This is a genomic window from Pseudomonas sp., from assembly GCF_030683065.1.
Lineage (GTDB): Bacteria > Pseudomonadota > Gammaproteobacteria > Pseudomonadales > Pseudomonadaceae > Aquipseudomonas.
Genome location: NZ_JAUXMX010000033.1, coordinates 49579 through 63798, shown reverse-complemented (window position 1 = coordinate 63798; position 14220 = coordinate 49579). Strand labels below are relative to the sequence as shown.

Genomic DNA, 14220 nt, shown 5'->3' with positions numbered 1-14220 from the left:
TGGCTCGTCTGATCGGCCGCCTTCTGGCCGCCGTGTTTAACCACCACCCAAGTGCCAGGTCATACCTGTACACCAGGCTTTGGCCAACCCGAAAATAGAAAAACCCGGCAGAGGGTATCTGCCGGGCCTGGTTACTGCGTAATGCTAGGGGTTAGACGGGCACAGAACCAAAATTGAAGTCTTCAATGCCGACATTGCCGGCCATACCCAACAGCTTGATGGTGGCAAGCTCCTCGGTATGTTGAACATCAGCGTACAGCTTGACCACCGCGATCGAACCGACGCTGGCCGCAATGACTACGTTGGCCATGCTCGCACCGTCGAAGCCGATCTTATCCTGGCCATTGGCGAAGCCGATGATCAGGTCAGTACCCTGATACCCACCAACTAGGTCATAGACGAACAGGTCGGCAGCGTTATCGTTTGCAGTGGTATCACCCGCATAGAGGATGTCGTTGCCCGCACCACCGTAGATGATGTCGGCACCCATACCGCCGTAGATGGTGTCGTTACCGCCACCGCCTTCCAGCTTGTCGTTACCGGCCATGCCGCGCAGCACGTCGTTGGACTCGCTGCCCTTGAGGTAGTCGCCGCCTTCAACTGCACTGCCTACTAGCGTCGCCTTGACGCTGGTGGTCTTGAGCACAGAGCCGTCGGCGAACAGGATCGAGTTGCCGTCGAGGTCGGCGCTATAGCCTAACAAGGTAAGCGAGCCGGTAAACTCGCCGCTGATAACTGTACCAGATGGGTCTACTTCTACGGTTGTCTTGGAGGCCGATACGCCTACACCACCAATAGTGACGATGGTCTCAGCCTGATAACCAAACAAGAACAGATCCTGCTCATTCTCATCGGCCGCGGTGAAATTAACATACGCTGTTAGAGGCGTGATGTACTCCTCACTCATCCAGTCTTTGACTGCTACCTCAACGAAAGCAGCATCAGTTGCACCGAAGGCATCGGTCACCTCGACAAGCAAGGCAGCCCCCGCACCCAACTCACTGTCCGGAGTGAACATCAGGTTAGCGATGGCCGTATTGATATCCTCAACAGTACCGAATAACTGCAGTTCGCTAACTCCTCCGCTCAGCGTGCCCATGATGGCACTCAGCTTGACAGTCAACACGTCGCTGGCATCGACGTCGCCGATGACTACGTTGCCACCCAGGCTGAATGCCGTAACCGTACCGTCCATATCGGCTTGTACAAGGATGGTGTTTTCATACTCTATATTGTCAATCTCTGCCGAAGCTGCCGTGATAGTCGGCGCATCGTTGGTGCCGGTCAGGGTGATGGTGACATCCTGAGTGACGGTGCCGCCGGTGTTGCCGTCATCGATGGTAACGGTATACACCTGAGTCAATGTTTCACCTTCGCCCAGGTTATCCAGGACGCCAGCTGCAACAGTGTAGGTCCAGGTCAGCGTATTAGTAACCTGGTCCACTGCACCCAGGGTCAGAGTGCCTCGTGCCGGTACGCTGTTGTTGGCGCCATCTGTGGCAACAGTCGCGGTGATGCTGGCGCTGTGTGTGTCAGTCAAATCAACGTCAGCAAAGGTGATCACGCCCGTGTCAGTGAGGTTGCCGTCGTTCTCATCGATGGCACCGTCTGCCCTCTCGGTAACTGAGCCTGCAGCATTCGTTTCAATGCCCACAATGGTCGGTGCATCGTTGGTACCGGTGATGGTGACGGTGATGTCCTGTGTCACGCTACCCAGCTGGCCATCGTCGATGGTCACGGTGTAGACCTGGGTCAGGGTCTCGCCTTCGGCCATGCCGTCAATGACGCCCGCCGCCAAGGTGAAGGTCCAGTCGACACTGTTGGTTTCCTGGTTAACAGCACCCACGGCCAGCTCGCCGAGCGGGGTGTCAATCACGTGGTCTTCGCCATCAAGGACGACAAGCCCAACAGTTGCAGTGTGGCTATCGCTCAGGTCCACGTCTGCAAAGCTGATGGTGCCGGTGTCGGTCAGATCGCCGTCGTTCTCATCATCGCTGCCGTCCAGTCGCTCGGTTACCGCAGCGCTGGCGTCGGTGTTGCCCTCCACAATGGTCGGTCCATCATTAGTACCGATGACGGTAATGGTGATGGTCTGCACTGCGCTGGTGGCATTGTCAGTTTCGGAACCATCAACCGCAGTGACGTTGAAGGTCAGTACCAGTTCTTCACCGGCAGCGAGGAACTGCACGGCCGAGTTGAGAATGTCAACTCGCCATTCCAAGCCTTCGCCATCGAAAGCCTCAGTGCTGATGGCCGTATCGATGGCCGCGAGTGCTTCAACCGTTAGGGCATCGCCTTCCACGGTAGCGCTTGCCAAGGCAAACTCGATTGTGTGGGTGTCGGTGATGTCGGCATCAGTAACAGTCAGGGCGCCAAAGGCACTCAACACACCCTCAACAACAGCTGCATCCTCAGTCAACGACTGATCGGCGGGACCTACCAGCAAGCTCGGCTGATCATTGGTGCCGGTGATGGTGATGGTGATGGTTTTAGTGGCTGCGTTGTTCTCCGCGCCGGAATCATCCGTCACACTCAGCGCGTAGGTCAGGGTCAGGGTCTCGCCAGCACCGAGGAACTGCACGGCCGAGTTGGCGATGGCGAAGTTCCAGCTGTTCAATCCGGCGCTGGCAGTAATGGCACCGTTAATTGCAGCGAGAGCGTCGGTATCCAACCCACCACCGCTGTAAACGATGCCAACCCCTTCCCCTTCCAGCACCAAGGCGACTTCGTGGCCATCGGTGATATCCAGATCGCTGAACACCACGTCACCCGTGGCAACCAGGTGGGTTAATTCATTAACAGGCGTTTCCACATCGTCAGCCGCAACAGCATCTTCAGTCAGGCTGGCGGTAAGAACGGTTTCCGCCTCGATGACCGGAGCATCGTTGGTGCCAGTGATGACGATGGTGACGGTTTCAGTGGCTACGTTGCTCAGCAGCACGCCGGAATTATCCGTCACGCTCAGATCGAAGGTCAGGGTCAGGGTCTCGCCAGCACCCAGGAACTGCACGGCCGAGTTGGCGATGGCGAAGTTCCAGCCGCTCGAGTCAGCACCAGCAGTAATACCCTCAAGAAGCGCCTGTTGGATATCAAGCGAACCGTCGAAGTTTTCGAGGCTCTCATGATCGGCACCGCTATAAACGATGCCATTCTGCTGCAGAACCAATGTAACTACGTGCTCATCGTTGATATCCAGATCACTGAATACCACTGCACCCGTGGCAACCAGATGGGTTGATTCATCAACACCCTGAGTTTCCAGATCGTCTTCATCAGCAACAGAATCTTCAATCAGGCCGACGCTAAGATCGCTGTTCTCAACATCAATAACCGGCGCATCGTTGGTGCCCGCCAGGGTGATGGTGACGGTTTCGCTATCGGTGTTGTTGAGAGCGCCCGAGCTGTCAGTGACTGCGACGCTGTAGGTCAGGGTCAGGGTCTCACCCTCACCGAGGAACTGTACTGCCGAGTTGGCAAGAGCAAAGCTCCAAGTGCCGGTCTTGCTGACCGTGTTGATTGAGGTAGTGAAAGCCTCTGCCAGCGCGTCGAATTGAGGTTGGCTCAGCGTAGTGGATTCGCCACCCGCCCAGACTGCAGTTTGCAGGCTGTCTGCGATGGTGTGGCTGTCCGCCACGGCAGGGCTCACGCCGTCGGTGATGCCAAGGTCAACATCGGAGTAGCTCAGCGTGCCGCTTGCGCTAAGCGTCAACATGCTATCAACGGGCACAGCACTCGTATCTTCCGTGAGTACAGCGCTGCTGCTGTTCAGGGTGACGATTGGCGCATCGTTGGTGCCCACGATGGTGATGGTGACGGTTTGATCAACAAAACCACCATGCACATCAGAGATACGCACAACGTACTCTTGGGTAAGGGTTTCGCCCGCTTTCAGCTTGTCGAGCTGGCCAGCGTTGACCGAGTAGGTCCAGGCGATGCTGTCGGCAGCCTGATTAACCGCCGCTTCATCCACGCCGCCATTGAGGAACAAGGTGCCGAGCACTTCGTCGCCTATCGGTGCAACGGTGATTTCAGCGCCGTGCAGGATGTCACTCAGGTCAACGTCGGCAAAGTTGATGCTGCCGCTGACGGTCAGGTTGCCGGAGTTTTCGTTAATCGCACCGTCGTCGCGCTCAGTAACAGTACGAGTAACGACACTGCTCTCAAGTACCACTGGGTTGTCGTTGGTGCCGGTGATGGTGATGCTGAAGGTCTGGGTATCCGTACCTGTGTCGCCATCGTCCACTGCAACGCTATAGCTGAGGGTGACAACTTCGCCAACAGACAGGTAGTCGAACACGCCCGAAGCAGCCGAGAAGTTCAGCGACAGGCTGCCTTCAGCGCTGCCGCTTTGCTTGTTCACTTCACCCACGCTGATCAGCGTCTTGAGTGCTTCTTCGGTCAGGCTCGGATGAGTCACGCCGCTGGCCGAGGCCGTCGCGATGCTGGCGCTATGGCCAGTGTCGGTCAGGTCTATGTCAGTGAAAGTAACGTTGATCGTGGAAGTCAGAGCAGCGGTGTTGCTCTGCTCATTCAAAGTAACCGGCGTAATTACGTTGATGACTGGCGCGTCGTTGGTGCCGGTGATGGTGACTTCGACGGTTTGGGTGTCAGTACCGCCAAGCCCATCGCTGACGATGACGGTGAAGGTGTCGGTGACTGGTTGGCCTTCTGCCAGCGCCTGCACATTCGCGCCGGCGTTATTCAGGGTGTAAGTCCAAGTGCCATTAACCTGAGTCAGTGAACCGTAGGTGCCGGTGGCGACACCTGATACTTCGCCCTGGATGCTCCAGGTCGGCGGCCAGGCCCAGCTGTCGACATCACTCGCAATCAGGGTGCCAGTTACAGTCAGCTCATTAGCGTCTTCGCTGATGCTGCCTGTGGCACCGCCTTCAGCGATAACAGGTGCATCGTTGGTACCGGTGATGGTGACGGTGACAACTTTCTCGTAAGTAGCGCCATGCTCATCGGTGACGATGACAGTGAAGCTATCGGTGACTTGTTGACCTTGGTTAAGCGCCTGCACGTTATCGGCAGCGTTGTTTAGGGTATAGGTCCAATCGCCGTCAACGTGAGTCAGCGAGCCGTAGGTACCGGCGGCAATACCTGATACTGCGTCCTCAATGCTCCAGGTCAGTACTGCGCCATTATCGATATCGGTCGCAGTCAGGGTGCCGGTTACGGTCAACACTTCAGCATCTTCGCTGATGCTGCCCGTGTCGCCACCCGCTGCAATAACTGGTGCGTCGTTGGTGCCGGTCAGCGTGATGGTAATTGTCTGGGTATCGAACGTTTCGTTTTCGTCCATCACACGAACGGTGAACGTCTCAGTTTTGACTTCACCTTGCTTGAGGACTTGTACAGCGTTATCAGCACCATTGGTGCCGTTTGCTAGGGTGTAGGTCCAGTTGCCGCTGTTGCCATCAAGTACCAAAGAGCCGTAGATGCCTTCTCCTTCGAGGATGCTCCAGGTCAGCACTGCAGTGGTATCGGCATCGGTTGCAGTCAGCACGCCGCTGACGGTCTGGGTGGTGTCTTCTGTCACGGCACCGGCAGCGTTGCCAGCAACAAAGCTGATCACGGGTACATCATTGGTGCCGGTAATGGTGACAGTGATGACTGTAGGCGTACCGTCCAGCGAAAGAACCGTGAACTGCTCGTCACGCGCTTCGTTCAGGTTGAGGTCCTGCACCAGGCTGTTGGATACGCTGTAGCTCCAGGCACCCTGATTGGTGATCGCCAGGTTGCCCAGCACACCAATAGCCGGGGTTACGGCTGTCTGGAAGAACGCCTCGCCCGCATCCGCATCAGTAATGTTCAGCAGACCGGTAGTAGTTAACAGCGTGCCGAAGGCTATGTTGGTGTCTTCTTGTACTGCACCAGTGATGCTGCCAGTAATATTTGGCACGTCATTGGTGCCGGTAATAGTAATGGTAATAACCTGCGAGAACCCACCGCTAGCGGTAACGGTGAAGGTTTCAACCTTCTCCTGGTCTTGCTTCAGGTACTGCAGCAGTTCATTGGCAACGCTGTAGATCCAGCGACCCTGAGCATCGATAGTCAGACTACCCAGCGCGCCATTACTAGCAGTAACAACTTCATCAAAGTCGTATTCGGCAACATCGTTGTCGACATCGGTGATGGTCAGACGGCCGGTAGCAAACAGGCTGCCTTCATCGTCGTTGATATCTTCAGTAACAGCGCCGGTAATGTCACCAGTGAGCTCAGGTAAGTCGTCGGTGCCGGTGATGGTGATGGTGACAGTTTGGCTATCAGCAGCACCATGCTCATCGGTAACGATGACGGTGAAGCTATCAGTCTCGGATTGACCTTGTGCCAGCGCCTGCACGTTCTCGGCGGCGTTGTTCAGGGTGTAGAGCCAAGCACCGTTAACCTGAGTCAGCGAACCGTAGGTGCCGATGGCAACACCTTCTTCTTCGCCAGCGATGCTCCAGGTCAGCTCGGCATCTGTATCGACATCACTCGCAGTCAGAAGACCGCTGATGCTCAGGGCCGTGTCTTCTGTCACAGCACCGGCATCGTTGCCTTCAGCAAAGCTGATTTCAGGCAGGTCATTGGTACCGGTGATGGTCACGGTCACGACCTGAGCGGTGCCATCGGCAGAAAGAACGGTGAAGGTGTCGGTCAGGCTGTCGGCGTCGTTGAGGGCATCAACGGTCGCGTTGCTGTTGTCCAGGGTGTAGGTCCACACGCCGCCAGCGGTAACGGCGAAGGTGCCGTAGCTGTTGGTACCAGTACCGGTGTTGGCTTGGAAGGCATCGTCGACGTTGTCTACATCTTCTGCGGTCAGGGTGCCGCTGGCGGTGATGATGTCGCTGTCTTCATCAACCATACCCGTAGCGGTGCCGCTGATCTCGGCAGCATCGTTGGTGCCGGTGATGGTCACGGTGACAGTGGCCGGGGTGCCGTCGATGCTGGTGACGTTGAAGATTTCTTGAACCTGCTCGCCAACGTTCAGCTCATTGAAGGCGCTGTTGGCAACGAAGGTCCATGCGCCCGCTTCGGTGATACTGAAGGTGCCGCGGGTGCCCACTACGTCGGTTTGCGCGACGAAGCTGTTGTCCACGTTGTCGTCGTCAGTGCTGGTCAGCGTGCCAGTGATGGTCAGTGCTGCATCAGTTTCGGCTTCCGACTTGCTCACGTCGCCGGAGATTACAGCAGGGATGTTCTCTCCGCCCTCTGACACAGGGGTGATGTCCAGCGTGGCAGAGCCTTGAACGGTGACGGTGCCATCGCTGATGGTGTAGGTGAAGGACACGCCGGTATCGTCATCAGCTGCCGGGGTGTAGCTCCAGGTACCATCGAGATTATTGACTAGTTGACCACCACCGGAGCTGATTTGCAGATTGCTAACAGTTAACTCATCGCCATCCACATCTTCCGCTGCAGCCAGCAGCTCAAGTGAAGTGATGAGGCGGGCACCGCTGTCTTCTGCGATTTCTGCGAGTACCACAGGAGCGGTAGTCGGGGCATCATTGACACCCGCCACAAAAAGCGATGTGGCAACGGGGGCATCGCTGATTTCGATACCACCCAGCGTGCCATTACCCCAAGTACGGTCGAGCGTATTGACCGCACTAAGATTCAGGGCTGTAACGTTACCACCTTGAAAGCCTTCGTCATTGAGCCAGTACAACTTAGAGTCGCTACCGCTAACCTTTACGTTGTTGATATAAAGGCCGTTAAGACGCAGCACAACTTCAGGATTACCCGTGAAATCAATGACAACACGCTCGCCGGCAGCATTGAAATAGGACAGGGAGCCTGATGTACCTGGCTCAACCAAAAATCCATCTGTAGTGCTCGACTCGTTGCCGTTCATTAGCAAGCGAGCATAAGTAATTGCGTAGTACTGGTCTTCGATGCCGCCAACCAGCGATTTCATCGTAGTGAGTGTAACAGCCATGTTTTACTCCAATGCCCCAATCAAGTGGGGCTATCGTTAATCTGAAAAATAAGTAAAAGGGCGACGTAGAAAACGTCGCCCCCAGCAATCAGCTGTTACCAGCTATAACCAACACCAAGGTTGGCAGCTGTTTTCGAGGCGGTATTGCGGCTGACGCCCGCAGTCACAGAGGTGGACTCGGTGATGGCTGCACGGAAGCCAACGGCTATGGCGCTTTCGCTGCTGTAGTTACCCAGGCCGGCACCTACGCTGAAGCGCTTGCCATTAGCAGGCGAAGGAATGGCCGCGAGTGCGGCTACGGATGCGATACCGGCATAGGCAACTTCTTCAACTTTGTCGATGCGGCGGTCTACAGCGTTGAATCGGGAGTCTACTTCATTCGCGAAGTTATTCAGCGCAGCGCTAGATGCGCCCTGCATGGAATTCAGTTGACGAACGTTGACGCCATCGGTTTCTGCTACGCCATCGCCCACATTGGAAACGACTGTACCGGCCGCATTCAGCGAACCGGTTATGGTGCCACCAGTAATGGTGGTTGCGCTTACAGTATCGGCCTGAAGCGTGTTTGTAGTGATAGCTCCAGTATTGGCGATAGTTGTACTGTTAACTGTAGTGCCGTTTACTGTAGTGCCGTTTACGGTAGTGGCAGTAACTGTGTCAGAGCTTATGGCACCTGAGTTATTTATTGTTGTGCTATTAACTGCCTCAACACTCACATCACCTTGCACCACCAAATCACCATTGAGCTGACTACCATCTGACGTAATAAACGTGTCACCCGCAGAACCAAAAACAAGAATACCGCTACCCGGAGTGATACTAATGAAATTATTATTCTCATCAATGATATCAATCCCACCTGCATTGATAGAAGTTTGATTCCCATCAACATCATCAACTGTGATGGAAGTAGCACCTACGTATGGAGCTTCTCCTTCGATGATCACATCAGCCATCGCCTGATTACCCGCCAGCATCGCCAGCAGCGCGCAGGCCAGCAGCGATTTGCGGCCCGGTACCGCGTGTTGGGTGCATTCCAGATTGCTAGTGCCAGCGGACTTCAGCATGGTTTTTTCCTTAACTTTGTGATGGGTTAGTACTTTCAGTGGCCGGTAATATTCCAGCTCTGCGCCATTAAAGCAATGGCTTTGAGGCATCATGATGACACCTAAAAAGCATCACCAAGGGTTGATTTTGACATCATAACGATGGCTATGCGCTGTCATAGTGACGTCAAATCAACAGCTTAGGGGTATCACTGCAGGTGGCACATCCGGCTTGGCCATGCGCCGACTGGCTGCTGGCCGCCGGCATAAGAGGATGAACTGGACGACGGCGCGCCTCAGCCTACTGCGACGTCACGGGAGAGGGTTTTGGTGGGGTTTAAGCGATGGGCCAAGGAAGGCAGCCACGCCAGATTTTGTCCCCGCGCAGGCAAACCTACGGCGCACTGCCTTCGGCGAGTGCGCTGTACTCAAGGGTGTGATGCCCCACATTCGGCAGTGGTAGCGAGGATGAATGAGCGGCCCGGGCGGCGCTCTACTCAGGTGTACAGTGACAACCCAACAGAATGGGTGTCACACGCATGCAACTGACAGCAAGGATAATCAGCTGTCGATGAGGCTGCCATTTTTCACGATCAGGACGCGAGCACCGCGCTCCAACCGAACAGGCTCGCGTCCGGTGATGGACCAGCCCTCTTGCTCTATCAGCTGATCAATACGGGTACGCAGCGCATGGTATTTGCGCTGACAGTCGACTATTTCGACCTCCATCATTTGCTCAAGGTAAGCATCCAGCTCTGTTGCCTTTCTTCCTGATGACATGTGGCCCCCAAACCAGATTGACTCAAAATGCGCGACTGCAACCCCTTGGCTGCAGCTGGTGGACCTGTTGTTTCAGCCGCCCGCGTTTACGCATTAAGAGGGTGAAGCCTACCCGATGCCGGCGGCACCCACCACTGAAGAGATCGCATCTGCAACAAGCTCGCATTGGCAGCAGCATGCGTGAACAATCGCATGATGCAATGCAGCCCTAAAGCCGCCGGCGCTTATTGCATACGTTTAGCCACGGATGGCTCGACAGGCTGCGCCTCGCGGTTAAAATCGCAGCGTTGCGCCCAGGATATACCTGTAGCCTTACCACCCAAGTGCATCCCGGCCACGCAAAAGCAAGCCAGCGCAATGCGCCTTGTCTATAGTGAGTAAAACCGCGCAGGAGTTTTTTGCATGAGCGACACGACCAACGAGCGCAGGCGCTTTCAGCGTTTCGCTTTCGATGCGCCCACTGAAATCGTTCAGGGTGAACGGCATTGGACTGCGGAGCTGCATGACGTATCGCTCAAGGGGCTGCTGATCAAACGTCCGCAGCAGTGGAATGGCGACACCAATCACCCCTTCAGCGTGAGCATCCAGCTAGCCGAAGACGCCAGCGTGCAGATGGAAGTGGTGCTGACCCGCACCCATGACGAGCTGCTCGGCTTCGTCTGCCGGCACATTGATCTCGACTCGATCAGCCACCTACGCCGTCTGGTGGAACTCAACCTCGGCGATGAGACCCTGCTGGAGCGCGAATTGGCAGCGCTGGGCGACGGGGACTGACTGCTCCCGCAGGAACCAGGGCGCACCGGGTTGTTGCTGCGGTCCGGCGTCCCGGCGATGCTTTCGACCGACAAAGATCGCCAGCAAGCTGGCTCCTACAGCCTGCTGCGCGACAGCGCTCCGTCAAAGATGGGCCGGCGGCTTCAGTCGAACAATGCATCCAGCGCCTGTTCCAGGCGGGTTACCGCGATCACCTGCAAGCCTGGCGGCGCCTCTTTGGGGGCGTTGCCCTTGGGTACGATGGCGCGCTTGAAGCCGTGCTTGGCGGCTTCTTTCAGGCGTTCCTGACCGCTCGGCACCGGACGCACCTCGCCTGACAGGCCAACCTCGCCGAACACCAGCAAATCATGGGCCAGCGGCTTGTTGCGCAGACTGGAGATCACTGCCGCCATCAGCGCCAGGTCGGAGGCGGTTTCCAGTACCTTGACCCCGCCGACCACATTGAGGAATACGTCCTGGTCGTGGGTGGGGATACCGCCGTGACGGTGCAGCACGGCGAGCAACATGGCCAGGCGGTTCTGATCCAGCCCCAGGGTAACGCGCCGCGGGTTGGCCATATGGCTGGTGTCGACCAGCGCCTGCACCTCTACCAGCATCGGCCGCGTGCCTTCCCACGTTGCCATCACCACACTGCCCGGCACTTCTTCCTGGGCGCGGGTGAGGAAGATCGCCGACGGGTTGGTGACCTCCTTGAGGCCCTTGTCGGTCATGCCGAACACACCCAGCTCGTTGATCGCGCCAAAGCGGTTCTTCACCGCCCGCAGCAGGCGCAGGCGACCGTCAGACTCACCCTCGAAATACAGCACGGTATCGACCATATGCTCAAGCACCCGCGGGCCGGCCAGCGAGCCATCCTTGGTGACATGGCCAACCAGGAAGATTGCCGTGCCGCTCTGCTTGGCGTAACGCACCAGCAGGGCCGCGCTCTCGCGCACCTGGGACACGCCGCCGGGAGCCGACTGCAGTTGCTCGGTGAATATGGTCTGGATCGAGTCGATCACCATGACCTTGGGTTTTTCCAAGCGTGCGGTGGCGATGATGCTTTCGATACAGGTCTCGGTCATGACCTTGAGCTTGTCTTCCGGCAGGCCCAGGCGGCGGGCGCGCATGGCGACCTGCTGCTGAGATTCCTCACCAGTGACATAGAGCGCGGGATAGCGCTGGGCGATGTTGCACAAAGTCTGCAGCAGGATCGTCGACTTGCCGATCCCCGGATCGCCACCGATCAGTACCACTGAGCCATCTACCAGGCCGCCACCGAGCACCCGGTCCAGTTCACCGGAGGCGGTGGAGAAGCGGGGCATTTCCTCGACACTGACTTCTGCCAGGGTTTTCAGCTGGGTCTGCTGGCCGGTCCAGCCGCTACGCCCGCTGGGCGCGACTGCATGGGCCTCGATCATGGTTTCGGTCAGGGTGTTCCAGGTGCCGCACTCGCCGCATTGCCCGGCCCACTTGGGGAAGGTGGCGCCACACTCGGTGCAGCCGTACATGCGTTTGGCCTTGGCCATGAAGCGGACTCCCTCAAACGAAAGCCCGCATCATAGCCCTTACCAGCCTGCAATCGGGAGTGCAGTCAGCTCGCAAGTCGTAGCAACCACCCGACGACGGTCGCAGTGGCTGCAAGTCTTGTGTCACCACGCCTCAGCCCTTGCAGCTACCGCAGCATTGAGCCGCAGCCGGCGCCAGGCGCTTGGCAACCTGGTCCTTGAGGTCTACGCGCTCGCGCTTGAGTAGCGTCAAGGCGTCGTCGGCGAGCAATTCAACACCGTCTTCGACGCGGCAAATTCGCTTGTCCAGCGCTTCGTATTCTTCGGCCAAACGGGCAAAACTCGGATCAGCCTGGCGCAAATCATGCATCTCGGCACGCTGCTCGGGGAAATCATGAATCAAGGGATGATGTTCGATATGCATGCTGTTACTCCTAGGAATGACTGGAGCCAGCATATGCCCCTGCACCGGTTCACCTCTTGACCCGGATCAACCCGCAGCGCCCTTACGCAGGAGCGTCTCGATTTCGTCCTTGAGGATGACTCGCTGCATCTTCAGGCCCTGCAGCTGCAATTCATCCATTGCCAGCCGGCCATCCATTGCTTCATAGATGCGCCTGTCCAACTGGTCATATTCCTCAGCCAATCTGGCAAAGTGACCATCGACCTGCAACAAGGCTCGCATTTGCGTTTCAAACTGCGGAAACTCACGACTGAGTGGATGATATTGCAATGCCATGACGACGCCCTCCTGCTATATGTATCGGACTGGTTTGGCGCGAGGCCTCACACCAAAATCCTAGACTACTGGCGAACAAGCAGGACACGCGCCGCATTTTTTGCTTAGCTAGCAGCCATGACCTACACGAGATATTGCGCATGAACACGTCTTCAGGCTGTGCCGCCTGCCGAGACGGGGAGAAACTGGAATTCCCCATTACCATGGCCTTCCAGCCAATCCTCGACCTGGCCAAGCAACAAATATTTGCCCATGAGGCCCTGGTTCGAGGCACTACGGGTGAGTCTGCCGGTAGTCTGTTGGCCCGGGTCAATGCCGAGAACCGCTACGCCTTCGACCAGAGCTGCCGCATCAAGGCCGTGGAGTGGGCGGCGAAGCTGAGCGTACCGGCGATGGTCTCGATCAATTTCATGCCAAACGCGGTGTACCGCCCAGAAACCTGTATCCGCGCCACCCTGGAGGCGGCTGAGCGCTATAACTTCCCGCTCGAACGGATCATCTTCGAGGTCACCGAGCAGGAGCAGGTGCTGGACATCGACCACCTCACCGGCATCCTGCGGGCCTACCGCAAGCAGGGTTTCATGACCGCTATCGACGACTTCGGTGCGGGTTACGCCGGGCTCAATCTGCTGGCCGACTTCCAGCCCGACCTGATCAAACTGGACATGGCGCTGATCCGCAACGTCGACCAGGACAGCGTGCGACAGATTCTGGTCGATACCACCCTGCAGATGTGTCGCCGGCTGAATATCCGGGTGATCGCCGAAGGTATCGAAACCACCGGCGAACTCAATGCGCTGCGCGACATGGGCGTGGAGTTGTTTCAGGGCTATCTATTCGCCAAACCAGGTTTCGAGTCGCTTCCCGACGTGCACTACCCGACCTGAAAGAGCGCTGGCATGCGGCGTGCCTTGGATTACACTCAGTTCAACCTCACCTACCAGGAACGCAGCATGAGCATAGTCAGTGAATTCAAGGCCTTCGCAGTCAAAGGCAACGTGGTCGACATGGCCGTGGGCATCATCATCGGTGCCGCCTTTGGCAAGATCGTTTCATCCTTTGTTGGCGATGTGGTCATGCCGCCGCTGGGCGTACTGATTGGCGGGGTGGACTTTTCCGACCTGGCTATCGTGCTTAAGGCTGCGCAAGGCGATATCGCTGCCGTGACCCTGTCCTACGGCAAGTTTATCCAGAGCGTAATTGACTTTGTGATTGTGGCCTTTGCCATCTTTATGGGGGTCAAGGTGATCAACCGTCTCAAGCGTGAGGAGGAAGCCGCACCCGCCGCACCACCTGCCCCGTCCAAAGAACAGGAACTGCTCAGCGAAATCCGCGACCTGCTGAAAAGCCAGCAAACGCCCCCTGACAAGACGCTGAAATAACCCATTAGCCGATCACCGCGCCCTTGCCAACGGGCGCGGTCAGTTCGTCACCCGACTGCCAGGAGCTAGCGGCCGCACCAGGAATACC

At 57.1% G+C, this 14220-nt stretch carries 9 protein-coding genes; 3 read left to right on the top strand and 6 right to left on the bottom strand.

Translation table 11 applies throughout. The features are described from left to right. Positions 1-151: 151 nt before the first annotated feature. The 3 genes from Q8K09_RS10355 to Q8K09_RS10345 form a co-directional block, all read right to left on the bottom strand. On the bottom strand, positions 152-7924 hold the full coding sequence (locus Q8K09_RS10355) for a VCBS domain-containing protein (protein ID WP_305254888.1): 7773 nt from the start codon (positions 7922-7924) through the stop codon (positions 152-154). A gap of 95 nt (positions 7925-8019) precedes the next feature. Then, entirely contained in the window at positions 8020-9084 is a 1065-nt protein-coding gene (locus Q8K09_RS10350; RefSeq protein WP_305254887.1) for a YadA-like family protein, read from the bottom strand. A gap of 447 nt (positions 9085-9531) precedes the next feature. Next, positions 9532-9750, bottom strand: coding sequence for a hypothetical protein (locus Q8K09_RS10345; protein WP_305254886.1), 219 nt, complete (start codon positions 9748-9750; stop codon positions 9532-9534). A 402-nt stretch (positions 9751-10152) separates the two neighbouring features. On the opposite strand from Q8K09_RS10345, the gene Q8K09_RS10340 reads away from it, so the two are divergent. Continuing rightward, a complete protein-coding gene (locus tag Q8K09_RS10340) occupies positions 10153-10524 on the top strand; it encodes a PilZ domain-containing protein (RefSeq protein WP_305254885.1) in 372 nt (123 codons plus the stop codon). Between the two features lie 143 nt (positions 10525-10667). On the opposite strand, the gene radA is transcribed toward Q8K09_RS10340, so the two are convergent. The 3 genes from radA to Q8K09_RS10325 all read right to left on the bottom strand — a co-directional run bounded on the left by radA (position 10668) and on the right by Q8K09_RS10325 (position 12750). After that, entirely contained in the window at positions 10668-12032 is a 1365-nt protein-coding gene (gene radA, locus Q8K09_RS10335) for a DNA repair protein RadA (protein WP_305254884.1), read from the bottom strand. A 133-nt stretch (positions 12033-12165) separates the two neighbouring features. Further along, positions 12166-12435: a YdcH family protein gene (locus Q8K09_RS10330; protein ID WP_305254883.1), complete on the bottom strand. Its 270-nt coding sequence runs from the start codon at positions 12433-12435 to the stop codon at positions 12166-12168. Between the two features lie 66 nt (positions 12436-12501). Then, a complete protein-coding gene (locus Q8K09_RS10325; RefSeq protein WP_305254882.1) occupies positions 12502-12750 on the bottom strand; it encodes a YdcH family protein in 249 nt (82 codons plus the stop codon). A gap of 140 nt (positions 12751-12890) precedes the next feature. Between Q8K09_RS10325 and Q8K09_RS10320 the strand changes: the two genes are divergently transcribed. After that, a complete protein-coding gene (locus Q8K09_RS10320) occupies positions 12891-13637 on the top strand; it encodes an EAL domain-containing protein (RefSeq protein WP_305254881.1) in 747 nt (248 codons plus the stop codon). A gap of 66 nt (positions 13638-13703) precedes the next feature. Next, positions 13704-14132 (top strand): large-conductance mechanosensitive channel protein MscL, encoded by a 429-nt coding sequence (gene mscL, locus Q8K09_RS10315; protein WP_305255059.1) that lies wholly within the window; start codon positions 13704-13706, stop codon positions 14130-14132. The last annotated feature ends 88 nt before the right edge of the window (positions 14133-14220 follow it).

Bases quoted from the DNA above. Each gene is read 5' to 3' on its own strand.
- Q8K09_RS10320 (WP_305254881.1), top strand. From the start codon at position 12,891: ATGAACACGTCTTCAGGCTGTGCCGCCTGCCGAGACGGGGAGAAACTG.
- Q8K09_RS10350 (WP_305254887.1), bottom strand. From the start codon at position 9,084: ATGATGCCTCAAAGCCATTGCTTTAATGGCGCAGAGCTGGAATATTAC.
- Q8K09_RS10340 (WP_305254885.1), top strand. From the start codon at position 10,153: ATGAGCGACACGACCAACGAGCGCAGGCGCTTTCAGCGTTTCGCTTTC.
- Q8K09_RS10325 (WP_305254882.1), bottom strand. From the start codon at position 12,750: ATGGCATTGCAATATCATCCACTCAGTCGTGAGTTTCCGCAGTTTGAA.
- Q8K09_RS10355 (WP_305254888.1), bottom strand. From the start codon at position 7,924: ATGGCTGTTACACTCACTACGATGAAATCGCTGGTTGGCGGCATCGAA.
- radA (WP_305254884.1), bottom strand. From the start codon at position 12,032: ATGGCCAAGGCCAAACGCATGTACGGCTGCACCGAGTGTGGCGCCACC.
- Q8K09_RS10345 (WP_305254886.1), bottom strand. From the start codon at position 9,750: ATGTCATCAGGAAGAAAGGCAACAGAGCTGGATGCTTACCTTGAGCAA.
- mscL (WP_305255059.1), top strand. From the start codon at position 13,704: ATGAGCATAGTCAGTGAATTCAAGGCCTTCGCAGTCAAAGGCAACGTG.
- Q8K09_RS10330 (WP_305254883.1), bottom strand. From the start codon at position 12,435: ATGCATATCGAACATCATCCCTTGATTCATGATTTCCCCGAGCAGCGT.